This window comes from Xanthobacter flavus (assembly GCF_017875275.1).
GTDB classification, from domain to species: Bacteria; Pseudomonadota; Alphaproteobacteria; order Rhizobiales; family Xanthobacteraceae; genus Xanthobacter; species Xanthobacter flavus_A.
In genome coordinates this window covers 374,994-397,541 of the sequence record NZ_JAGGML010000001.1, presented here as the reverse complement: position 1 = coordinate 397,541, position 22,548 = coordinate 374,994, and the positions used below count along the sequence as shown (strand labels likewise).

Annotated in this window: 22 protein-coding genes; 16 read left to right on the top strand and 6 right to left on the bottom strand. The window is 69.2% G+C overall.

What is annotated here, in order from left to right; genetic code table 11:
* Positions 1 to 183: 183 nt before the first annotated feature.
* Positions 184 to 765, bottom strand: coding sequence for an invasion associated locus B family protein (locus J2126_RS01935; RefSeq protein ID WP_209483458.1), 582 nt, complete (start codon positions 763 to 765; stop codon positions 184 to 186).
* A 625-nt stretch (positions 766 to 1,390) separates the two neighbouring features.
* Between J2126_RS01935 and coxB the strand changes: the two genes are divergently transcribed.
* The 9 genes from coxB (at position 1,391) to J2126_RS01890 (ending at position 9,383) form a co-directional block, all read left to right on the top strand.
* Entirely contained in the window at positions 1,391 to 2,221 is an 831-nt protein-coding gene (gene coxB / locus J2126_RS01930) for a cytochrome c oxidase subunit II (RefSeq protein WP_394030782.1), read from the top strand.
* A gap of 124 nt (positions 2,222 to 2,345) precedes the next feature.
* On the top strand, positions 2,346 to 3,992 hold the full coding sequence (ctaD, locus tag J2126_RS01925) for a cytochrome c oxidase subunit I (RefSeq protein ID WP_209483455.1): 1,647 nt from the start codon (positions 2,346 to 2,348) through the stop codon (positions 3,990 to 3,992).
* 112 nt (positions 3,993 to 4,104) lie between these two features.
* Entirely contained in the window at positions 4,105 to 5,067 is a 963-nt protein-coding gene (locus J2126_RS01920) for a heme o synthase (RefSeq protein ID WP_209483453.1), read from the top strand.
* Positions 5,064 to 5,252, top strand: coding sequence for a hypothetical protein (locus J2126_RS01915; RefSeq protein ID WP_209483451.1), 189 nt, complete (start codon positions 5,064 to 5,066; stop codon positions 5,250 to 5,252). Before J2126_RS01920 ends, J2126_RS01915 begins: the two co-directional genes overlap by 4 nt.
* An 82-nt stretch (positions 5,253 to 5,334) precedes the next feature.
* On the top strand, positions 5,335 to 6,000 hold the full coding sequence (locus J2126_RS01910) for a cytochrome c oxidase assembly protein (RefSeq protein WP_209483449.1): 666 nt from the start codon (positions 5,335 to 5,337) through the stop codon (positions 5,998 to 6,000).
* Between the two features lie 128 nt (positions 6,001 to 6,128).
* A complete protein-coding gene (locus J2126_RS01905) occupies positions 6,129 to 6,956 on the top strand; it encodes a cytochrome c oxidase subunit 3 (protein WP_209483446.1) in 828 nt (275 codons plus the stop codon).
* Between the two features lie 84 nt (positions 6,957 to 7,040).
* A complete protein-coding gene (locus J2126_RS01900) occupies positions 7,041 to 7,427 on the top strand; it encodes a DUF983 domain-containing protein (RefSeq protein WP_209483444.1) in 387 nt (128 codons plus the stop codon).
* 20 nt (positions 7,428 to 7,447) lie between these two features.
* Entirely contained in the window at positions 7,448 to 8,209 is a 762-nt protein-coding gene (locus tag J2126_RS01895) for an SURF1 family protein (protein WP_209483442.1), read from the top strand.
* A gap of 319 nt (positions 8,210 to 8,528) precedes the next feature.
* On the top strand, positions 8,529 to 9,383 hold the full coding sequence (locus tag J2126_RS01890; RefSeq protein WP_209483439.1) for a MipA/OmpV family protein: 855 nt from the start codon (positions 8,529 to 8,531) through the stop codon (positions 9,381 to 9,383).
* A gap of 32 nt (positions 9,384 to 9,415) precedes the next feature.
* Here J2126_RS01890 and J2126_RS01885 read toward each other — a convergent pair whose 3' ends face one another.
* The 4 genes from J2126_RS01885 to J2126_RS01870 form a co-directional block, all read right to left on the bottom strand.
* A complete protein-coding gene (locus J2126_RS01885; RefSeq protein WP_209483438.1) occupies positions 9,416 to 10,306 on the bottom strand; it encodes an SRPBCC family protein in 891 nt (296 codons plus the stop codon).
* Positions 10,303 to 10,644: an ArsR/SmtB family transcription factor gene (locus J2126_RS01880; RefSeq protein ID WP_209483435.1), complete on the bottom strand. Its 342-nt coding sequence runs from the start codon at positions 10,642 to 10,644 to the stop codon at positions 10,303 to 10,305. Before J2126_RS01880 ends, J2126_RS01885 begins: the two co-directional genes overlap by 4 nt.
* Positions 10,645 to 10,732: 88 nt before the next feature.
* Positions 10,733 to 11,161: a hypothetical protein gene (locus tag J2126_RS01875; protein ID WP_209483433.1), complete on the bottom strand. Its 429-nt coding sequence runs from the start codon at positions 11,159 to 11,161 to the stop codon at positions 10,733 to 10,735.
* Between the two features lie 3 nt (positions 11,162 to 11,164).
* On the bottom strand, positions 11,165 to 12,010 hold the full coding sequence (locus tag J2126_RS01870; RefSeq protein ID WP_209483431.1) for an AAA family ATPase: 846 nt from the start codon (positions 12,008 to 12,010) through the stop codon (positions 11,165 to 11,167).
* A 376-nt stretch (positions 12,011 to 12,386) separates the two neighbouring features.
* Here J2126_RS01870 and dksA point away from each other — a divergent pair, with 376 nt between their 5' ends.
* A complete protein-coding gene (gene dksA, locus J2126_RS01865) occupies positions 12,387 to 12,803 on the top strand; it encodes an RNA polymerase-binding protein DksA (RefSeq protein ID WP_209483428.1) in 417 nt (138 codons plus the stop codon).
* Positions 12,804 to 12,909: 106 nt separating this feature from the next.
* On the opposite strand, the gene J2126_RS01860 is transcribed toward dksA, so the two are convergent.
* Positions 12,910 to 14,448, bottom strand: coding sequence for a flagellar biosynthetic protein FliO (locus J2126_RS01860; RefSeq protein ID WP_209483426.1), 1,539 nt, complete (start codon positions 14,446 to 14,448; stop codon positions 12,910 to 12,912).
* Positions 14,449 to 14,757: 309 nt separating this feature from the next.
* Here J2126_RS01860 and J2126_RS01855 point away from each other — a divergent pair, with 309 nt between their 5' ends.
* The 6 genes from J2126_RS01855 (at position 14,758) to J2126_RS01830 (ending at position 22,547) form a co-directional block, all read left to right on the top strand.
* Positions 14,758 to 17,457, top strand: coding sequence for a hybrid sensor histidine kinase/response regulator (locus J2126_RS01855; RefSeq protein ID WP_245327178.1), 2,700 nt, complete (start codon positions 14,758 to 14,760; stop codon positions 17,455 to 17,457).
* A gap of 209 nt (positions 17,458 to 17,666) precedes the next feature.
* Positions 17,667 to 19,229 (top strand): DUF3300 domain-containing protein, encoded by a 1,563-nt coding sequence (locus J2126_RS25570; RefSeq protein ID WP_281066328.1) that lies wholly within the window; start codon positions 17,667 to 17,669, stop codon positions 19,227 to 19,229.
* Positions 19,230 to 19,741: 512 nt separating this feature from the next.
* Positions 19,742 to 20,107, top strand: coding sequence for an NADH-quinone oxidoreductase subunit A (locus J2126_RS01845; protein ID WP_209483424.1), 366 nt, complete (start codon positions 19,742 to 19,744; stop codon positions 20,105 to 20,107).
* Positions 20,098 to 20,682: a NuoB/complex I 20 kDa subunit family protein gene (locus tag J2126_RS01840; protein ID WP_209483421.1), complete on the top strand. Its 585-nt coding sequence runs from the start codon at positions 20,098 to 20,100 to the stop codon at positions 20,680 to 20,682. Before J2126_RS01845 ends, J2126_RS01840 begins: the two co-directional genes overlap by 10 nt.
* 15 nt (positions 20,683 to 20,697) lie before the next feature.
* Positions 20,698 to 21,327 carry an NADH-quinone oxidoreductase subunit C gene (locus J2126_RS01835; RefSeq protein ID WP_209483420.1) on the top strand — a complete coding sequence of 210 codons (630 nt, stop codon included), beginning with the start codon at positions 20,698 to 20,700 and terminating at the stop codon, positions 21,325 to 21,327.
* 32 nt (positions 21,328 to 21,359) lie between these two features.
* On the top strand, positions 21,360 to 22,547 hold the full coding sequence (locus J2126_RS01830) for an NADH-quinone oxidoreductase subunit D (RefSeq protein WP_209489746.1): 1,188 nt from the start codon (positions 21,360 to 21,362) through the stop codon (positions 22,545 to 22,547).
* Position 22,548 lies beyond the last annotated feature (1 nt).

Genomic DNA, 22,548 nt, shown 5'->3' with positions numbered 1-22,548 from the left:
TCCCCCCACCGCTGCGATCCTTGGCGGATCGGAATGGCTTCCGCAACGGCTGGTTTCAAGCAAGTTCAACGCCACCCGTCCCCCGGTGGCGCCCCCAAACCGCTCATGACGGGCGAGCGTGTCGAAACCATGCCGCCCGGACGGCGCCGGGATGGCCGTCCGCAGGTCAGCGCCGCGCGGCGGTCACTTGAGGGCGTCGAAGCCGGGGCCGAATCCATTGAGGCTGAGCGGCACGCCGATGCCTTCCTCGGGGGTCTGGAAAATGATGAAGGTGGCGAGCTTGCCGGTCTTGAGGCGGCCGACCAGGGTCTCGTCCATCACCACCTCGGCGACGCAGCCGTTGGGCAGGCAGCGCACGAATCCGGCGCGGCCGATGTCCTGGTCGTCGATCTTGAGGCCGAGGCCGGCGGGCAGCAGCACGCCGAGCGGCGCCAGCACGCGCAGAAGGCGGCTCTTCTGGTCCGAGGTCTTCAGCACGATCACGGTGAGGCCGACGTTGGGCCGGTCCTCCGCCTGCACCGACTGGAGCAGCACGCACTGCTCGCTCTGCGCGCCGGGCGGGGTGTCGCAGCGGATCTGCCATTCGCCGAACACCGACTTCACCACGCCCTGCGCCGCCGCCGGCGCCGCCGCCGAGATCAGCGCGACCACGAAGGCGCCGACGAACAGCACGAGCGCGCGCCCCCCGGCGCGGCGGGTCGCGGGGCCGGGCGTCTTGGCGCGATCGGTCTCAATGGCGGGAAAAGGTCGGAACGACAGGACCATCGCAAGCTCCGGCAGTGTCCGGCGGGGGAGGCCGGGCGATCCTGCCTTATCTGATTTCGTGAACCAATGCCTTAATGCCCAAGGCATCGCGTCAACAATGGGGCAGGATCGCTTCTGCGGGGGATGGCGGGGAGATTCTCCGCGGCCCTCATTCCGCTGGGTCAGGCAGAGCTGCCGCTGCGGCCGGACGCGCGCCATATTGTCCCCCGTGGCGTCATCCACCGCCCCGCGCGGGGTATGCGCCGGTGCCCACGCAAGGCCCCAAAATCGAGGCGGGGCGGGGGCTCGCGGCGGGGGGGCGAAAGACCCGTCCGGGTGCCTTCCGGACCGTTCGACTTAATGTCGCATCGGCGACCAACCCGGGGCGATTGCAAGGCGAACCCAATTGTGTTTGATGGATTCTAGGGAGAGTGCCTGCCCAAAAACAGCGCAGTTGCACGCGACTGCCAAAATGGGTCTCGCACTCGGACAGGGCCTCGTGACGCGCCCCCACGGCGCGCCGGCGGCAGGGAAATTCCGGCGGGTCTCCGCCGGCCAGGGAGATGGGTAGAAGATGATGTCGCTCATTCGCACCGCGGCCCGTATGCGCGATGCAGCCCTCGCCGCCGGCGTGTTCGCCACGGCGATGCTCGCGAGCGCGGGGGCGAACGCCCAGATGGGCCAGCCCGCCCCGTGGCAGATCAACCTTCAGGATGCCGTCACGCCGGTGATGGAGAACATCCACAGTTTCAACTTCCTGCTCATCACCATCATCACCGCGATCACGCTGTTCGTGCTGGTGCTGCTGGTGATCGTCGCGGTGCGGTTCAACGAGCGCGCCAATCCGGTGCCCTCCAAGACCAGCCACAACACGATGATCGAGGTGGCCTGGACGGTCATCCCCGTGCTGATCCTGGTGCTGATCGCCATCCCTTCGTTCCGGCTGCTGCACCTTGAGCTGAACATCCCCAAGCCCGACCTCACCGTGAAGGTGACGGGCCACCAGTGGTACTGGTCCTACGAATATCCGGACAACGGCGGCTTCGGCTTCGATTCCTACATGGTCGCCGAGAAGGACCTGAAGCCCGGCCAGCCCCGCCTCCTCGCGGTGGATAACGAGGTGGTGGTCCCGATCAACAAGAACATCCGCATCCAGGTGACGGCGGCGGACGTGATCCACTCCTTCGCGGTGCCCTCCTTCGGCGTGAAGATCGACGCCATGCCGGGCCGCCTGAACGAGAGCTGGTTCAAGATCACCCGCGAGGGCGTGTACTATGGCCAGTGCTCCGAGCTGTGCGGCCGCGACCATGCCTTCATGCCCATCGCCGTGCGCGCCGTGAGCGAGGCCGACTTCAACGCCTGGGTCGCCCAGGCCAAGGCCAAGTTCGCCTCTGCCAAGGATGCCGAGGGCAAGTTCGCTGACGCGGGAAATCTCGCTGACGCGGGCAGCCTCGAGGGCGCCGCGACCGCGCGCTGATTTCAAAGGGTCCGCCCCGCGCGGACCCGCGATGTTTCTCCGCGCGGCGGACGGCCGGGCGGTTTCCAGGGTAGATGCGGCGCGGCGGGACGGGGCCGGCGCCGGGAACACGAGGAAAGCGGGAATGGCCACCGAGGCAGTCACCCACAGCCATCACGACGAAAGCGCCCACGGCCACGGCTACGGCGACACCCACGATTCGCACATCCCCACGGGTTGGAAGCGGTGGGTCTTCTCGACCAATCACAAGGACATCGGCGTGATGTACCTGATCTTCGCCATCGTGGCGGGGATCGTGGGCGGCGCCCTGTCCATCGGCATCCGCATGGAACTGCAGGAGCCGGGCCTTCAGATCTTCAAGGATCCGCAGACCTTCAACGTGTTCACCACCGGCCACGGCCTCATCATGATCTTCTTCATGGTGATGCCCGCGCTCATCGGTGGCTACGGCAACTACTTCGCCCCGCTGATGATCGGCGCGCCGGACACGGCGTTCCCGCGCATCAACAACATCGCCTTCTGGCTGCTGCCGCCCGCCTTCATCCTGGCGCTGGCTTCTCTGTTCGTGGAAGGCGCGCCCGGCACCAACGGCTTCGGCGGCGGCTGGACCATCTATCCCCCGCTCTCGTCCAAGCTCGGCCACCCCGGCCCGGCCATGGACCTCCTGATCTTCTCGCTGCACATCGCCGGCGCGTCCTCGCTGCTCGGCGCCATCAACCTCATCACCACCATCTTCAACATGCGCGCCCCGGGCATGACGCTGCACAAGATGCCGCTGTTCGCCTGGTCGCAGCTCATCACCGGCTTCCTGCTGCTGCTGTCGCTGCCCGTCCTCGCCGGCGCCATCACCATGCTGCTGACGGACCGCAACTTCGGCACCACCTTCTTCGATCCGGCCGGCGGCGGTGACCCGATCCTGTTCCAGCACCTCTTCTGGTTCTTCGGCCACCCCGAGGTGTACATCCTGATCCTGCCCGGCTTCGGGCTGATCTCCCACATCGTGTCCACCTTCTCCCGCAAGCCCGTGTTCGGCTATCTCGGCATGGCCTATGCCATGGTCGCCATCGGCGTGGTGGGCTTCGTGGTGTGGGCGCACCACATGTACACGGTGGGCCTCTCCTCCGGCACGCAGTCCTACTTCGTGGCCGCCACCATGATCATCGCGGTGCCCACGGGCGTGAAGATCTTCTCGTGGATCGCCACCATGTGGGGCGGCTCCATCCAGTTCCGCACGCCCATGCTGTGGGCGATCGGCTTCATCTTCCTGTTCACCGTGGGCGGCGTCACCGGCGTGGTGCTCTCCAACGCCGGCATCGACCGCTCGCTGCACGACACCTATTACGTGGTGGCGCACTTCCACTACGTGCTGTCGCTCGGCGCCGTGTTCGCCATCTTCGCGGGCTGGTACTACTGGTTCCCGAAGATGTTCGGCTACATGATCCCCGAGTTCTGGGGCAAGCTGCACTTCTGGGTCACCTTCGTCGGCGTGAACCTGGTGTTCTTCCCGCAGCACTTCCTCGGCCTCGCCGGCATGCCCCGCCGCTATGCGGACTATCCGGACGCGTTCGCCCACTGGAACTTCATCTCGTCGATCGGTTCCTACATCTCGGGCATCGCCGTGCTGATCTTCCTCACCGGCACAGCGCTCGCCTTCCTGCGCAAGGAGAAGGCGGCCGACAATCCGTGGGGCGAGGGCGCGACCACGCTGGAATGGACCCTGTCCTCTCCGCCGCCCTACCACCAGTTCGAGGTCCTGCCCCGCATCAAGTGAGGCAGTCGCAAAGCTCCGGAGCCGCGGGACACCGCGGCTCTTCGGGGCCGCCACCGTTGAAATCTGAAACGCGCCTTTCAGTCCCGCGTACCAGGACGTCCGGAGTAACCGAATGAGTGACGAGCGTGCCAGCCTGACCGGAACCGACCCCTACGCTTTGGCGTCGGGCACGGTCGCGTCGGCCGGCGAGGGGCTGGCGGCTCCGCGCGATTATTTCGAGCTCCTGAAGCCGCGCGTGATGTCGCTGGTGATCTTCACGGCGCTGGTCGGCCTCGTGCGCGCACCGGGCGATGTGCACCCCGTCATCGCCTTCACGGCCCTGCTCTGCATCGCCGTCGGCGCGGGCGCTTCCGGCGCCCTCAACATGTGGTGGGATGCCGACATCGACGCCGTGATGACCCGCACGCGCGGCCGTCCGGTGCCGTCCGGCCGCGTCACCGGGCACGAGGCCCTGGCCTTTGGCCTCACCCTCTCCGCCTTCTCGGTGGTGGTGCTCGGCCTGCTGGTCAATGCGCTCGCCGGGGCGCTGCTCGCCTTCACTATCTTCTTCTACGTGGTGATCTACACCATGTGGCTGAAGCGCTCGACCTCGCAGAACATCGTCATCGGCGGCGCCGCTGGCGCCTTCCCGCCGCTGGTCGCCTGGGCCGCCGCGTCCGGCACGGTGTCGCTGGAGCCGGTGCTGCTGTTCGCCATCATCTTCTTCTGGACGCCGCCGCACTTCTGGGCGCTGGCGCTCTACCGGGCCGACGACTATGCCCGCGCCGGCGTGCCCATGCTGCCGGTGACGGCAGGGCCGGACGAGACCCGCCTCCAGATCCTGCTCTACACCCTGTTCCTGGTGCCGCTCGCCGCCAGCCCCGCCTTCCTTGGCTACGCCGGCCTCGCCTATGGCGCGGTCTCGGTGCTGGCCGGGGCATGGATGATCGTCCTCGCCGTGCGCGTCTTCCGCGTGCGTGAGGGCGAGGCGGCGGTGAAGGCGGCCAAGGGCCTGTTCGGATTTTCCATCGTGTATCTGTTTGCATTGTTCGCGACGCTGCTCGGCGAGGCGGTCATCGGCGGCCTGCTGCGATGAGCGGTGAAAAGAAGGAAAAGCCGCGCCCTCCCAAGGAGGAAGGCGTGGTGCTGACGCCGGAGCAGCTGAAGCGGCGGCGGGCGCGCAACATCGCCATCGCCTCCGTGCTGGGGTTCCTGGCGCTGCTGTTCTACGTGGTGACGATCGTGAAGCTCGGTCCCAACGTGCTCAACCGCCCGCTGTAGGGCAGGGGCATTCGGGGACAGGCAGAGGATGGGGTCCGGGGGCGACTTCTCTCGCAGGAGAGACCGGACGCGAGGACGAGGAATGGACAAGGCGAACGACAAGATGGCCGAGAACGCCCCCCGCGCCGCCCGACATTGGGTGGTGGCGGCCGCGTGCGTCGGCTTCATTGCCGCCATGGTGGGCGTGACCTACGCCTCCGTGCCGCTCTACGCCATGTTCTGCTCGCTCACCGGCTTCGGCGGCGCCACCCGCGTCGGCGCGACACCCACCGCCGCGCCGCTTGAGCGCGAGATCACAATCCGCTTCGACGCCAACGTCTCGCCCGGCCTGCCGTGGACCTTCGCGCCCGTCGAGCGCGAGATGAATGTGAAGATCGGCGCCACGAGCCTCGCCCATTACACGGCGCTGAACCGCTCCGCCGACGACACCCGCGCCAACGCCACCTACAACGTGTCGCCGCCCCAGGCCGGCGCCTATTTCGTGAAGCTGCAATGCTTCTGCTTCGAGGAGCAGACGCTGGCCGGCCGCGAGAAGATGGACATGCCGGTGGTATTCTACGTGGACCCCGCCATTGCCGACGACCCCGACCTGAAGACGCTGAAGGACATCACCTTATCCTACACGTTCTTCCCCGCGAAGCCGGACAGGCCGCAGGTCCGCGCCGACGCGGACGCGCTGAGCAAAGTCCGCGCGGACAAGCCGGGCAAGGTCGGCGTCGACGCGGACGGCACGCGCAAGCCCCTCTAGGGCGCGAACGATCACCGCCCCACGGGGCATGACATCAGGGCGGCGTCGCCGTTCTGGACAGCAATAGGCTCCCCGGCGTGACGCCGGGCGGGCGGGACGAGACAGGGAAAAGGGGAGGCCGGTTCGCCATGGCCGACGTACATATCAAGAAGCACGATTACCACGTCGTGGACCCGAGCCCGTGGCCGATCATCGGCTCGGTCGCGGCGCTGATCCTCACCTCGGGCGCCGTGGTGTGGATGCATGGCGGCACCTCGCTCGTCATGATCGTCGGCTTCCTCGGCGTGCTCTACACCATGTTCGGCTGGTGGCGGGACGTGATCCGCGAGAGCCGCGCGGGCTTCCACACCCGCGTCGTGGTGCTCGGCCTGCGCTACGGCGTGATCCTGTTCATCGCCTCCGAGGTGATGTTCTTCGTCGCCTGGTTCTGGGCCTTCTTCGATGCGTCGCTGTTCGCCGGCGAGGCCATCAACTTCCAGCGCATGGAATTCACCGGCGGCATGTGGCCGCCCAAGGGCATCGAGAGCCTCGATCCCTGGCACCTGCCGCTGCTCAACACGCTGATCCTGCTGACCTCGGGCACGACGGTGACCTGGGCGCACCACGCGCTGGTGCATGGCGACCGCCAGGGCCTCAAGTGGGGCCTGTGGTGCACGGTGATCCTCGGCGTCCTGTTCTCCATGTGCCAGGCCTACGAGTATTACCACGCCCATTTCCACTTCTCGGGCAACATCTATGGCGCGACCTTCTTCATGGCGACCGGCTTCCACGGCTTCCATGTGATCGTCGGCACCATCTTCCTCGCCGTCTGCCTGATGCGCACCTACATGGGCGACTTCACCCCCCAGAAGCATTTCGGCTTCGAGGCGGCCGCCTGGTATTGGCACTTCGTGGACGTGGTGTGGCTGTTCCTGTTCACCTTCATCTACGTGTGGGCGCAGGGCGGACACGCCTGATCCGAAGGCCCTTCGCGCCAGAGACAAGCACCAGGCCGGCGCACCCATGCGCCGGCCTTCGCATTTCGGCACCGGAGGTGCCCCATGACGCTCGATCCCTATCACGCGCCGGTTTCCCCCTTGGCGGCGGGGCTCTCCTGCCGCTGCCCGCGCTGCGGCCGTGGACCCCTGTTCAAGGGCTTCCTGGACCTCGCGCCCGCCTGCACTTCGTGCGGCCTCGATTATGACTTCGCCGATGCCGGCGACGGCCCGGCGGTGTTCGTCATCCTGTTCGCCGGCTTCATCGTGGTGGGGCTGGCCTTCTGGGTGGAGGTGAAGTTCGAGCCGCCCCTGTGGGTGCATGCCCTGCTGTGGATCCCGGCCATCCTCGTCGTCACCCTCGGCCTGCTGCGGCCGCTGAAGGCGCTGATGGTGGCGCTGCAGTATCGCAACAAGGCCTCCGAGGGCCGGCTGGATCAGTCCGGCCAGTGACCGGCACGCCGACTTCCCCCGTGCCTTCGCCGACATCGTCGCCTGCACCGCGCGGGCGGGGCCTCGTTCTCTTCGTCCTCGCCTGCGCCGCCTTTGCCGTGCTCATCGGCCTCGGCACGTGGCAGCTCAATCGCCTCGCCTGGAAGGAGGCGCTGCTCACCCGCGTCGAGGCGCGCGTCAACGCCGCCCCGACGGACGTGCCGCCCCCCGCCCAATGGCAGGCGCTGACTCGCGAGGCAGACGAATACCGCCGGGTCAAGGTGCGGGGCACTTTCGATCATGCCAGGGAAGCGCTCGTCTACACGGTGCGCGGCGATGAGGCGTCCGGCCCGGTGAAGGGGCAGGGCTTCCTGGTGGTGACGCCTCTGATTCGCCGCGACGGCCCGCCCATCCTCGTCAATCGCGGCTTCGTCCCGGCCGACCGGCGCGATCCGGCGACGCGCGCGGAAGGGCAGGTGACCGGAGAGGTGGAGGTGATCGGCCTGCTGCGCTTCCCGGAGGAGGCGAGCTGGTTCGTGCCGGCCAATGATCCGGCGCGCGGCAGCTTCTACCGCATGGAGCCGGCCGAGATCGCCGCAGCCCGGGGCGTCGCGGGCGCCGCGCCGTTCCTGATCGATGCCGATGCGACGCCGGTGCCCGGCGGCCTGCCCATGGGCGGGGGCACGCGCATCGCCTTTCCCAACCGGCATCTGGAATATGCGCTCACCTGGTACGGCCTCGCGGCCTCGCTGGTGGGCGTCGCCATCGCCGTCTTCATCAGCCGGCGGCGCCGCGCATCCTGACGTGAGCCGGGCTTGACGGCAGAGCACGCGCCGGTCTGATTACATCGCTATCAGATCGGATAATGCGTTCTCTGACTTGGAATGAGAGGGCGATTCACCGATCAAATTGATTCAATTTGATCGGATCGCGCTCTGGGCGTGGCCGATCTGCAACGCGCGGCAGGGATCGTTCCGCCGGCCTTGACCCAACGCTTGGTTAACCCTCACTTTGCACAGGCGGATTTGCCGGCTTTATTGCCGTGCGCCGTTGCCCCGGTTTTGGCAATTCGTAAAGCCGCACGGCCGCAGGGTGGCCGCAGGTTCTTTCAGAGGTCGCCCGATGGTCGTTTTCCCGCAGCTGCGTTCCCTCCTCCTCGCCACGGTGCTCGCCGGGGGAGCGTGCGGCCTCGCGCATGCGGGCGACCTGTTCACGCCGCCGCCGGCCACGCCCGTCCCGCCCTCGGCCAATGAGGACTGGTACCTGACCATCGGCGGGTCCGTCTCGGCGGACCCGAGCTACCCGGGTGCCGACAATTATTCCTTCCGGCCCGGCCTCATCTTCTCCATCCGCAAGGCGAGCCAGCTCAACGTCTTCCGCAGCGTGGACGACAACCCGTCCTTCGCGCTCTTCGACACCGGCAATTTCCGCATCGGTGCCGTGGGCCGCATCGACTGGGGCCGGGATTCCGACGATTCGTATCGTCTCACCGGCCTTGGCAACATCGATGCCTCGCTGGAAGCGGGCGCCTTCGCCGAGTGGTACATCACCGACTGGCTGCGCACCCGCGCCGAGCTGCGCTACGGCGTTGGCGGCTTCGACGGCATCCGCGGCCTGCTGGGCGCGGACGTGATCCTGCCCTACGGCCAGTGGCGCTTCGCCGTCGGCCCCCGCCTCACCTATGGCGGCGCGGGCTACATGAGCGCCTATTTCGGCGTCACGCCGGTGCAGTCGGTGCTGGCCACGGCGCTCAACAATCCGCTGCCCATCTACAACGCCTCGGCGGGCTTCGACATGGTGGGCGCGGTGGCGCAGCTCACCTACAATTTCCGCAACGGCTTCGAGACAGGCGTGTTCGGCGGCTACGGCCGCCTGATCGGCGACGCCGGCTCCTCGCCGCTGACCAGCGACGCCAACCAGTTCACCGCTGGCGTCTCCCTCAGCTACACCTTCAACATCGGCAAGGCCTGGTGGTGACGGATTTCGCCGCGAAGGTTGCGGGCTGATCCTCAGCCCGACGTTACGCGCCGTTCCAGCTTCGCCAGCGTCTGCTGGCCCAGCGCCTCGGCGCCGAAGCCCCTGGCGGTCTGGAACTCGGCCGCCGTGCTGAACACCATGCCCAGCGTGACCTTGGTCGCTCCGTCCTGCTCCTCGAAAGTGGCCCAGGCATCGGCATGCTTCGGGCCGTTCTCGCCCCAGAGCAGGGCATAGGCGATCCGCTCCTGCGCCCGCACCTCCCGGTAGAGATGGTGGTTGGGAAAGACGGTGCCGTCCGGCCCGATCATGTCGAACACCCACTCGCCGCCCTGCCGGAGATCGATGCGCGTGGTGCGGCAGGAGAAGCCTTCCGGCCCCCACCATTGCGGCAGCGAGGCGGGGTCCATCCACGCGCCCCAGACAGCCGAGCGGGGTGCCTTGATGACCCGCTCCAGCACCATGGTGCGGGTGGCTACGGCAGCGAGATGGCCGAGGCCGGCGTCAAAGCCCTCCCGGTATCCCGCCTCCATGTCGGCGGCGAGGGCTGAGAGCTGGACGGTCACCACCAGCCGGCTGCGTTCGCCGTCGCCGGAGAAATCGGCCGTCACCAGCGCCGCCGATTGCGGGACGCCCTCGGTGGAGACCACCTCATAGTTCACGCTGCGTGCCGAGGGCGCCAGCGCCAGCCAGCCGCACTCGCACCGGATGTCCGGCTGGCCCTCGACCTTGCAGAGCGACACCTCGCGGCTGCCCACGCGCGTGTCCGCCTCCAAGAATTCCACCGTGACGGCGGGCGTGGGCGCGGCCCACACCGCCCGCGCGGCCGGGGCGGTCCAGGCCTGCCAGAGGGTCGCGAGCGGCGCGGCGACCTCGCGGGTGAAGGTCAACGTGGCGAAACGGCCGGGCTGGTCCGTCGGGGTCATTCTTTTCCTCCCTTCATCGCGTTGGTCACGAAGGCATCCAGCCGGTCCAGCCGGGCCTCCCAGAGCGCGCGCTGTGCGTCGAGCCAGGTGCGGGCGGGCTCCAGCGCCTCCGGACGGATGGCGCAGGTGCGCACCCGCCCGTCCTTGGTGGTGGCGATCAGCCCGGCTTCCTCCAGCACGGACAGATGTCGCATCACGGTCGGCAGGCGCAGCCCGGTGGGGCCGGCAAGATCCGTCACCGCCGCCGGCCCCTCGGCAAGGCGCGTCAGGATCGACCGGCGGGTCGGATCGGCCAGCGCGTGGAAGAGCAGGGAGAGATCGGGATCATGCTTAGCCATGTGGCTAAGCATAGAGGTGCAGAACAGGGCTGCAAGGAAAACTTCGTAATTTAGCTAAGTATCGTCTCCGATGAGGCGCAGGAAGACGCTATTCGCCGCCACCGCCGTCTCCCCCACCCCCGTCGCCCGAGCCGCCGCCGTCGCCGGAATCAGGCCCACCGCCGCTGTGGCCCACATGGGGAGATTCGCCCCCCGCCTCGCCTGAATGGTGATGGGCGGAATAACCAGCCGCGATGATGAGCGCGCCACCGACTGCCGCAGCCGCAGCGGCCCGCTGCGCATTGGCACTGTCCGGCTCGGTGTTCGCAGCCGATGCCGCGGGGGCAGGGGAGTCCTCGCGGCCGAGGCCGTAATCGGCCGGCGGCTTCGCCCGGTTCAGCGTGGGGTCCGGCTTGGCATTCGGCCTGACGGAATCCGCCTTCCCGGCTGCCGCCTTGCCGCCGCCGCGCAGGCTGAGGAACAGCGCCAGCGGCGCGCCGATGACGAGGAGGGCGACGAGGATCTGCGTCGCATCCATGGGTCAGCGCTGCTCCCGCCGGGCGAGAAAGGCGAGGCGCTCGAACATATGCACGTCCTGCTCGTTCTTCAGCAGAGCCCCGGCGAGCGGGGGAATGGCCTTGCGCACGTCCCTCTCGCGCAGGGTCTCAAGCTCGATGTCCTCGGCCATCAGCAGCTTGAGCCAGTCGATCAGCTCGGAGGTGGATGGCTTCTTCTTCAGCCCCGGCACGTCGCGCAACTCATAGAAGATGCGCAGGGCCTCGCCCACCAGCCGCTGCTTGATGCCGGGGAAGTGGACCTCGACGATGGCCCGCATGGTCTCGGGATCGGGAAAGCGGATGTAGTGGAAGAAGCAGCGGCGCAGGAAGGCGTCCGGCAGCTCCTTCTCGTTGTTGGAGGTGATGATGACGAGGGGGCGCTGCGCCGCCTTCACCTGCTCGCCCGTCTCGTAGACGTGGAACTCCATGCGGTCGAGTTCCTGCAGCAAATCGTTGGGAAACTCGATATCCGCCTTGTCCACCTCGTCGATCAGCAGCACCGGCCGCTGGTCCGAGGAGAAGGCGGTCCACAGCTTGCCCTTGCGGATGTAATTGGCGATGTCGTGGACCTTGGGGTCGCCGAGCTGGCTGTCGCGCAGGCGCGCCACGGCGTCGTATTCGTAGAGGCCTTGCTGCGCCTTGGTGGTGGACTTGACGTGCCACTCGATCAAGGGCGCCCCGAGCGCCGCCGCAACCTCCTGCGCCAGAACGGTTTTTCCCGTACCCGGTTCACCTTTGATGAGCAGCGGTCGTTCGAGGACGAGGGCCGCGTTGACGGCGACCTTCAGGTCGTCGGTGGCCACATAGCTCTTCGTGCCCTCGAACCGCATGAGACGTGTTCCTTCCCGCGCTCTCTCGCGCCGCAGCAAGGTCGGCACCCCGCGACCATCCGTCAAGGGGCGCGCCGGAACGGGGGGCGCGCGCGAGGGTGCATCCGGGCCGCGTCGAAACCGGTGCGCGCAGGCGGACGGGATCGGATATGCCGGTTGTCGTAACCCCAAGGCGTCGATATAAGCGCGGCGACCAAGGGGCGTCCTCCTGGCCGAAAGGTCGGCTCCGCCGGCCCGCACGCTGGGGCGGCAGCCCTTAAGTTCCGTGACGGGGAGTTCGCCATCGGGACTCGGCGCCACGCAAGGCCGGATGGGCACGATCCGCCTTTCGCGTCGGGCTTCGACGGCAGAGCGACGCATATCGAGGACCTTGCTGATGTCGATCCAAATCGACGAGGACTATCGGCCCCGTGAGGACGAGCCCTTCATGAACGACCGGCAGCGCGAATATTTTCGCATCAAGCTGCTGCGTTGGAAGGACGACATCCTGAAGGAGGCCCGCGAGACCCTGCAGCACCTTCAGGACGAGAACCAGAATCACCCGGATCTTGCGGACCGGGCCTCGTCCGAAACCGATCGCTCCATCGAGCTGCGCGCCCGCGACCGCCAGCGCAAGCTGATCGCCAAGATCGACGCGGCGCTCCTGCGGATCGAGGACGGCTCCTACGGCTATTGCGAGGACACCGGCGAGCCCATCTCGCTGAAGCGCCTCGAGGCCCGGCCCATCGCCACCCTCTCGGTGGAGGCCCAGGAGCGTCATGAGCGGCGCGAGCGGGTCTATCGCGACGACTGATCCAATGTTCCGGCCGCCCCTTCCGGCGGCGCGTTCGCACCTATGAAGAAGGCCGGCGGAGCCATCGCTCCGCCGGCCTTCTTGCGTCTGGTACCCTGCGAAGGGGTCAGCGGCTGCGCGCGTTGGTGCGGCCGAGCAGGCTCGCCATCTCGGCGTCGAAATCGTCCAGCGGATCGCGCGGCGTCTCCGGCTCGACGTTCGGCGCGTCCCCGGCGGAGGGGGCGGCGACGGCAGGAGCCGGCTGGACCGGGGCGGTGATGGACGGCGCCGGCGCGTGGATCACGGGCGCAGCGATGTCCGTGGAGACCGGAGTCGCAGTCGGGGAGGGCGCGCGCAGCAGCGGGCTGGCGGCGTCCGGACGGGGGGCTCCCTCCTCGCGGTTCACGTCGCGCAGGGCGAGGGGCTCGCGGCGGGGCTGTGCCGGCGGCGGCAGCGGACGGCCCTCGCCGGCCGGGCGGAAGGAAAATTCCCGGGGGCGCAGCGGAGCTTCCGGGCGCGGCGTCTCGGTGCGCAGCGGCGCATCCACGCGGGCGCGGGGCTCGGTGGGACGCACATCGGTCGGGCGCGGCTCGGGGCGCGGCTCCGTTCCGCGCGTTTCCGCGGCGCGCGTGCGCGACTGGTAGAGAAAGCGCGACAGCGGGCCTTCGCCGCGCGGCGGGGGCGGGGGCTCGATCACCGGCTCGGCGCGCGGCGCGGGGGCCGGCTCGGCGGCGGCAGCGGGCTCATCGCCGAGGAGGTCGGACAGGCTGATCTGCGGCGCGGCAGCGGCCGGCTCGGGATGGACGAGCGCGGCATCGAGGCGATGGGAGAGGTCCTCGAGCTTCGCCGAGGCCTCGCTGACGGCGGGTGGCGCGTCCTCAGGCTCGGCCTTCAGCGCCTCCACCTTGGGGGCGTCGGCAGGGGCGGTCTCGATCCGGGGGGCGTCGATCTTGGGCGAGTCGACCTTGGGCGAGTCGATCTTGGGCGTGCTGGCGGCGAACTCGGCCTTGAGGGCTTGGAGGCGGGCCTGGTCGGGGCGCGGCGCCTCGGCGCGGGCGGGCTCCCGGGCCGCAGGCTCGGGCGCGGCATCGGCGGCGCGCGCGGCGGGGCGGCCGGACAGGGTGCCGTCGCCGCGCATCAGCGGACGGCGCGACAGGCCGGCGCGGCGCTCCTCGCGGGGCTCGGCCGGCGCGGGTGCAGCTTCCGTTACGGCAGGCTCGGGGGCGGGAAGGCCGGCGGCGGCGGGCTCGGCGGTCAGCGTCGCGGGGACGGGCGCAGCCGAGAGGGCGCGGCGCGGGGTCGGGCGCTGGAGGGTCGGCGCCTCACGGGGCGGGGCGACGGCGGCGGGCTGGCCTTCAGCGGCCTCCACGGCGTCGGCGGCGCCGATGTTCTGTTCGATCACGAGATCGCTGTTGCCGCCGATCAGCAGCAGATGCTCCACCTCGTCGCGACGGATGAGCACGAGGCGGCGGCGCTGGTCCACGGAGATGCTGTCGAGCACGGAAAGACGCGGCCCGGGCCGGCCGCGACGATCGCCTCCGGTGCCACGGGCGGCGAGGCGGCGCATCACCAGCACCGTCAACCCCAGCAGCGCTGCGATCACGATGGCCGCGACGGCCACCCGAATCGGGAACGCGAGCTGGGTACCGAACATCTGCTGTAGCATTATGCCTCCGCTTACCTCGAACAGGGCGCATCCCCGGGCGCAGGCCCGTCGGCGGCCTCCTGCAGCACCCATATTGGAATGCGCGATGCCCTTGGGCGATCACGCCGTCATTATCACGAAACGCCAAAGCACCCGGACGCGCCATTCGCCGCGTCGGGACCGCATCGTGAGCCTCAGGGCCTAAGGTTTTGTTGATAATCGTGGCAGGATTTAAGTCACCAGCGATTCTCTCCCTTAAATCCGTGCGAATGCCGCACGCATCTGGGCGGCGGATCGCCTGAACGGGTCGCCGGAATGGGTAAAGAGCGCATGCGGGGTCGCCAGACGAAGGACCAGGGCACCGCCGGGCGGCGCCGCAGGGGGCGCGGAGCAGGGGCGCTGGGCACCCGGCTGTTCATCATCGTCTTCGCGCTCGCGGGCGGCTTCGCGGGCGCCACCATCCTCGGGCGGGACGGGGGTGGCGTGCCCTCCGCCATCATAGGCGCACTGGCCGTGGTGGGGGTGGTGGAACTCTTCTTCGCCGCCCGGCGGGCTCTCAAGGGCGCCGAGCCGGATGATCCGCTGGGCGGCATTGCCCTTGCGGCAACCGGAGATGCCATGGCGGTGGTGGAGGATGGCGAACGCATCGTCGAGGCCAATGCCGCCTATCTGCGCATGTGCCGCTCAGGCACCGCCGAGCCGCCGCTGCCCGAGCGCTTCCTTTCCCGCATTCCCGGCAGCCAGGCGACCGTGGGCGAACTGCTGAATGCCGTCGCCGGCGCCAGCGCCCATCTGAGTACCATGCCGTTCGGCGGCGGCCAGACCGCGCGGCAACTTGAGGTGTCCGTGCATCCCGTGGGCGGCGCGCGGCGCGTGCTGTGGACCCTGCGCATGGTCGACATGGCGGAGGCCGAACCGGCGCCGGCCCTCTCTCCGGCGCTTCCTGCGGCCCTCCCTGCCGCGCCGCTTCCTGCCGCGCCCCTTTCCGCGCCCACTGTCGCGAAGCCTTTGCCGGCCGCCCCGGCGGTGCGCCCGCCGGAGCCTTCCATCGTGGAGCCTGTTCCCGTAGCCGGGCCGGTTGCCGCTCCCGAGCCCAAGCTACAAGTGGCGAGCCCCGCTCCAGCCGCCGCGCCCGAAGGCTACGCGGGGCCGGATCTGGTGGCGGCGTGGGAGGAATTGCCGGCCGGGCTGCTGCGCATCGTCGGCGGCCGCGTGGTGGACCCCAACCTCACCTTCTGCCGGATGCTCGGCTACGCGCTGGCTGACTGGGGGCCGGACGGCATGCCGCTCGCCCGCATCCTTGCCGCCGAGAGCGTGCCCGCGCTCGCCGCCGCGCAGGCGAACGGCGGTCGCGCCGCGCTGGTGGCGTCGCTCCGCCGCAAGGACGGGACCGCGCTGCCGGTGCTGCTGCGCATCGCCGCCTCGGCCGATGGCACCGGCGCCGTGGCCCTTCCGCTCGATGCCGTCGAGGGCGCGCTCGGGGCCTCGGCCGGCATGGGCGCGACAGGTCGCGCGTCCAACGCCTCCGCGCCGGAAACGTCTACCGACGTCCTCGGCGACCTGTTCTTCCGCCGGGCGCCGCTGGCCATGGCGCTGGTGGACCGCTCCGGCGGGGTGCGCGCCGCCAATGCGGCCTTCGAGCGGCTGTTCGGCCGCGACGCCGCCGGCCGGCCGCTCACCGCTCTGGTGGCCGATGCCTCCGGCACCGAGGCGCTGCTCGCCGCCGCGGCCGGCGCGGGCGAGCCGCCCGCGCCCTGCGACGTGACGCTGGCCGGCGCCAACGCCCGCTCCGCCCGCTTCTATGCGGCGCCGCTGGGCGCCAGCGGCGACATCGCCTTGTGCGCCATCGACATGACGGAGCAGCGCGCGCTGGAGGTGCAGTTCGCCCAGTCGCAGAAGCTGCAGGCCGTGGGGCACCTCGCGGGCGGCGTGGCGCACGATTTCAACAATGTGCTGACCGCTATCATCGGCTATTGCGACCTGCTGCTCGCCAAGCACCGGCCGAGCGATCCGTCCTTCCCGGACATCATGCAGATCAAGCAGAATGCGAACCGCGCCGCCGGCCTCGTGCGGCAACTGCTCGCCTTCTCCCGTCGCCAGACCCTGCGGCCGCAGGTGATCGAGCTGGCCGACGTGATATCCGACGCCGCCGCCTTGCTGCGCCGCCTCATCGGCGAGCGCATCACGCTCGATGTGGAGCACGCGCGCGACCTGTGGCCGGTGAAGGTGGACGTGAACCAGTTCGAGCAGGTGATCGTGAACCTCGCGGTGAACGCGCGCGATGCCATGCCCGATGGCGGCACCCTCACCATCCGCACCGGCAACGTGCCGGCCGCCGGCTGCGCCGCCTATGGGCAGGGCCTGCCGGAGGGCGACTATGTGATGGTGGAGGTGGCCGACACCGGCACCGGCATTCCGCCCGACATCATGGACAAGATCTTCGAGCCCTTCTTCTCCACCAAGGAGGTGGGCAAGGGCACGGGGCTCGGCCTGTCCACGGTCTATGGCATCGTGCAGCAGACCGGCGGCACCATCCTCGCCGACAGCGAGATCGGCCACGGCACCACCTTCCGCGTGTTCCTGCCCCGCCACATGGCGGGCGCCGAGGAAGAGGAGGCACCGAAGCCCGCCGAGCCGGAGCCGAAGGCCGGCGACACCACGGGGCAGGGGCGCCGCGTGCTGCTGGTGGAGGATGAGGACGCCGTGCGCGCCTTCGCCAGCCGGGCGCTGGCCAATCGCGGCTATGAGGTGCTGGCGGCCGCCAGCGGCGTCGAGGCGCTGGAGCTGATGAAGCGCGAGGGCAGCGTCGATCTCGTCATCTCCGACGTGGTGATGCCGGAGATGGACGGCCCAACCCTGCTGCGGGAACTGAGGAGCCGCGAGCCGGGGCTGAAGGTGATCTTCATCTCCGGCTATGCCGAGGAGGCGTTCGCCCGCAACCTGCCGCCGAGCGAGCATTTTTCCTTCCTGCCCAAGCCCTTCTCCCTGAAGCAGCTGGTCGCGGCCGTGAGCGAGACGCTGCGCGCCTGATACCGCCCGCCGGGGACGCTGCCTTTCTCTAACGTAATGAGAGAGAGGGGTTATCGGCCCTCGCGATGGCGTTTCGTCAGGCGCCCCGCGCTCTAGACGGGCGGGCCGCGTTTGCGCATTGTCAAGGCGCGGCTTGTCCGGCGGTCGCCAGATCTGGCCACCTCGCCCGATCTGCGGTCGGGCTGGCCGGCGAGGGGGAGGACCCTGACTTGACATCAACACGCACGAACATGCGGCGCCGGGAACTGGCGGGCTGGTCCCGCATCGCCGTGGCGCTGGCCTTCGGCTGGACCACGAGCCTCTATCCGGCCTTCGCCCAGCAAAGCGCGCCGGACGCGGGGGCTCCCGCCGCTCAGTCGCCGGCCGCTCAGTCGCCTGCGGCCCAACCGCCCGCCGTGCCGCCGGCCCCGCCGCCGGATGCCGCGGCCCAGACGGCTCCGCCGGCCGCACCTCCCGCCGCCCCGCCCCCCGCAGCTGCCGCCGCGCCGCCCGCCAACGCGCCGCCTCCGACCGGTGCGCCTGCGTCCGCCGCGACGCCGGCGTCCGCGCTCTACAGCCTCGCCGAGCTGGAAACCCTGCTGGCGCCCTATGCGCTCTATCCCGACACGCTGCTCGCGCAGATGCTGCCGGCCACCGCCTATCCGCTGGAACTGGTGCAACTTCAGCGCTGGCTGGATGCCAATCCGAGCGCGGTGAAGAAGGGCAGTTTCGCGGGCGTGGACGCGAAGACATGGGATCCCTCGGTGAAGGCGCTGGCGCGCTTCCCCACCGTCGTCGCCAAGCTGAATGAAAACCTCGATGCCACCCAGTCCATCGGCTACGCCTTCGTCAGCCAGCCGGAAGATGTCTCGGTCGCCATCCAGACCCTGCGCGCCAAGGCCGATGCGGCGGGCACGCTGAAGACCAACGACAAGCAGGTGGTGACGACGAAGCAGGAGGACGGACGCAGCGTCGTCTACATCACCTCGGCCGACCCGACGACGGTGTATGTGCCGACCTACGACCCGACCACCATCTACACCGCGGCCGGCGTCGGCCTGCTGGCTTTCGGGGCGGGCGTGCTGGTGGGCAATGCCTGGAACAATCCCTGGAACTGGAATCGCGGCTGGGTCTATCCCCCGCCGTGGCCGGGCTATCCCGGCTGGCGTCCGCCGCCGCCCCGCCCGCCGGGCGGCTGGCCGGGCGGTCCCGGCCATCCCGGCTGGCCGCCGCCTCCCGGTGGTCCGGGTGGTCCCGGTGGTCCAGGTGGTCCGGGTGGGCCGGGTGGTCCGGGTGGGCCGGGTGGTCCGGGTGGGCCGGGTGGCCCCGTTGGTCCGTGGAAGCCAAATCCGGGCAAGCCGCTGGCCGGCAAGCCGGGTGGCCCCGGCAAGCCCGGCGGCCCCGGTGGTCCCGGCGGTCCCGGTAGTATCGGCGGTCCGGGCGGTCCCGGTGGTGTCGGTGGTCCCGGCGGTCCGGGGAAGCCCGGCGGACCGGGGAAGCCCGGCGGACCGGGCGGAGCCGGCCAGCCGGGTGGTCTTGGTGGCGCCGGCAAGCCCGGCGGCGCGGGCGGTGCCGGCAAGCCGGGCGGTCCGGCCGGAGGCGCCGCGGCCAAACCCGCCAAGCCCGCCAAGCCGGGCGGCGGCGGCGCCCAGCAGATCAAGCGGGGCGGCGGCGGCGGAAAGCCCGCCGTGATGCCGCGACAGGGCGGCGGCGCCAAGCTCCAGGGCGGCGGCGCGCGCGTCGGCGGCGGCGGGAAGGCTCGCGGCGGGGGCGGTGGCCGCGGCCACCGCTGAGACGGTGCCGGGCTCGGTCCCGGCATCCCGATCTTCCGAGGGCCGGCGCGACTCGCCTCGCGCCGGTCGTTCCGTCCGGAGCGCTCCGGCGCGCGGCGAATGCGGCAGATGCCGGAATTGCGCACGGCATTGTGTCGCATGATTGCAACAGGGGGCCCGCAACCGCGTCTTGCACAGAATTGCGGCCCTCCCCATCTACCTCCCGTCCGATGCGGCCAATCCCGCTTCGGCCCAGCTTTCGCCGCGCCGCGGGAGGAGCGGGGCAGCGCCCGCCGCCACAGGCCCGGGGGCGTACCCGCGATCCTCCACCAATGGCATGACACCTTGGCCGAACCGCGCACTTGCCTCCCTTCTGGCGCTGCGATAAGGCTCACGCGTCGTTTCGAACTTCTCTAGCCGGGCGGCGCGGTAACGCTTCAGGCGATCAGCCGTTTCTAGCTCCTTAAGACCCGATTGGGTGACCCCAGCGCGGCGCCCATGGCACCGACCGAGCGCTCCGAGGTGCGAGCAAGATGAACGCGTTGCTCATGGACTATCTGCCGGTGGTGATCTTCATCGGCGTTTCGGCGGTGATCGGCCTGGCCCTGCTGGTGTCGCCCTTCATCGTCGCCTACCAGAATCCGGACCCGGAAAAGCTGTCCGCCTATGAGTGCGGCTTCAACGCCTTCGACGACGCCCGCATGACGTTCGATGCGCGTTTCTATCTGGTGGCCATCCTCTTCATCATCTTCGACCTCGAGGTCGCCTTCCTCTTCCCGTGGGCGATCAGCTTCGGTGGCCTTGGCGATCTCGGCTTCTGGTCGATGATGATCTTCCTCGGCGTGCTCACCGTCGGGTTCATCTACGAATGGCGCAAGGGAGCTCTGGAATGGGACTGACCCCTTCGGCCACAAAGCCCGAGGTCGCGCGCGCGGCCACCGGCATCGTCGATCCCTCCACCGGCCGTCCGGTCGGCGCGGATGATCCCTTCTTCAAGGAGATCAACAGCGAGCTGGCGGACAAGGGCTTCATCCTCACCACGGCGGATGACCTCATCACCTGGGCGCGCACCGGCTCGCTCATGTGGATGACCTTCGGCCTCGCGTGCTGCGCGGTGGAGATGATGCAGGTGTCCATGCCGCGCTACGACGTGGAGCGCTTCGGCTTCGCGCCGCGCGCCTCGCCGCGCCAGTCGGACGTGATGATCGTCGCCGGCACGCTGACCAACAAGATGGCCCCCGCGCTCCGCAAGGTCTACGACCAGATGCCGGAGCCGCGCTACGTCATCTCCATGGGCTCCTGCGCCAATGGCGGCGGCTACTACCACTTCTCCTATTCGGTGGTGCGCGGCTGCGACCGCATCGTGCCGGTGGACATCTACGTGCCGGGCTGCCCGCCCACGGCGGAGGCGCTGCTCTATGGCGTGCTGCTGCTGCAGAAGAAGATCCGCCGCATCGGCACCATCGAGCGCTGATCGGGAGCCGGTGTGATGGACGAGACCCTCAACGACCTCGCCGCCCACGTCTCCGGCGCCCTGCCGGGCGTGGTGACCGGCACCGAGATCGCCTATGGCGAGCTGGCGCTCTTCATCGAGCCGTCGCAGATCGTCAAGGCCGTGACCTTCCTGCGGGATGACCCCGCCTGCCTGTTCACCTGCATCGTGGACGTGTGCGGCGTGGACTATCCGGCCCGCGAGAAGCGGTTCGACGTGGTGTATCACCTGCTCTCCGTGAAGCAGAACGCCCGCATCCGCCTCAAGGTCGCCACCGACGAGGACACCCCGGTGCCCTCCATCACCGGCGTCTTCCCCGGTGCCAACTGGTTCGAGCGGGAGGCCTACGACATGTACGGCATCCTGTTCACCGGCCACCCGGAGCTGCGCCGCCTTTTGACGGACTACGGCTTCGACGGCCACCCCCTGCGCAAGGACTTCCCGACCACGGGCTTCGTGGAGGTGCGCTACGACGACGCCCAGAAGCGCGTGGTCTACGAGCCGGTCCGCCTGCCGCAGGAGTTCCGGAACTTCGACTTCCTCTCGCCGTGGGAGGGCGTCGAATACGTCCTGCCCGGTGACGAGAAGGCCTCGGGCCAGCCGCCCGCGCCGCCCAAGGCCGGGTGAGGGAGCGTCTCATGGTTGATGTCGCCGACGAGATGAAGCCCGCGGACAAGGTCCGCAACTTCCAGATCAATTTCGGCCCGCAGCATCCTGCGGCGCACGGCGTGCTGCGCCTCGTGCTGGAGCTGGATGGCGAGGTGGTGGAGCGGGTGGACCCGCACATCGGCCTCCTGCACCGCGGCACCGAGAAGCTGATCGAGGCCAAGACCTACCTTCAGGCCGTGCCCTATTTCGACCGGCTCGACTATTGCGCGCCGATGAACCAGGAGCACGCTTTCTGCCTCGCGGTGGAGAAGCTGCTGGGCATCGAGGTGCCCCGGCGCGGCCAGCTCATCCGCGTGCTCTATTCCGAGATCGGGCGTCTGCTCTCCCACCTCCTCAATGTCACCACGTTCGCCATGGACGTGGGCGCGCTGACCCCGCCTTTGTGGGGCTTCGAGGAGCGCGAGAAGCTCATGATCTTCTATGAGCGCGCCTCCGGCAGCCGCATGCATGCCGCCTACTTCCGGCCGGGCGGCGTCCATCAGGACCTGCCCCGCGCGCTGGTGGAAGACATCGGCGCCTTCTGCGACCCGTTCCTGAAGCTGGTGGCGGACCTCGACGCCCTCGTCACCAACAACCGCATCTTCAAGCAGCGCACCGTGGACATCGGCGTGGTGTCGGTGGAAGAGGCGCTGTCCTGGGGCTTCTCCGGCCCGGTGCTGCGCGGCTCCGGCGCGGCGTGGGACCTGCGCCGTTCGCAGCCCTACGAGTGCTATTCGGAACTCGATTTCGACATTCCGGTGGGCAAGCACGGCGATTGCTACGACCGCTATCTCGTCCGCATGGAAGAGATGCGCCAGTCCACCTACATCATGAAGCAGTGCGTCGAGCGCCTGCTGAAGGAATCCGGTCCGGTCCACACCCAGGACCACAAGATCGCGCCGCCGAAGCGGGCCGAGATGAAGCGTTCCATGGAGGCGCTCATCCACCACTTCAAGCTCTACACCGAGGGCTTCCACGTGCCGGAAGGCGACGTGTATGCCGCGGTGGAAGCGCCCAAGGGCGAGTTCGGCGTCTATCTTGTCTCGGACGGCACCAACAAGCCGTATCGCTGCAAGATCCGCGCTCCCGGCTTCGCGCATCTGCAGGCCATGGACTTCCTCAATCGCGGCCACATGCTGGCCGACGTCTCCGCGGTGCTCGGCTCGCTCGACATCGTGTTCGGGGAGGTGGACCGCTGAT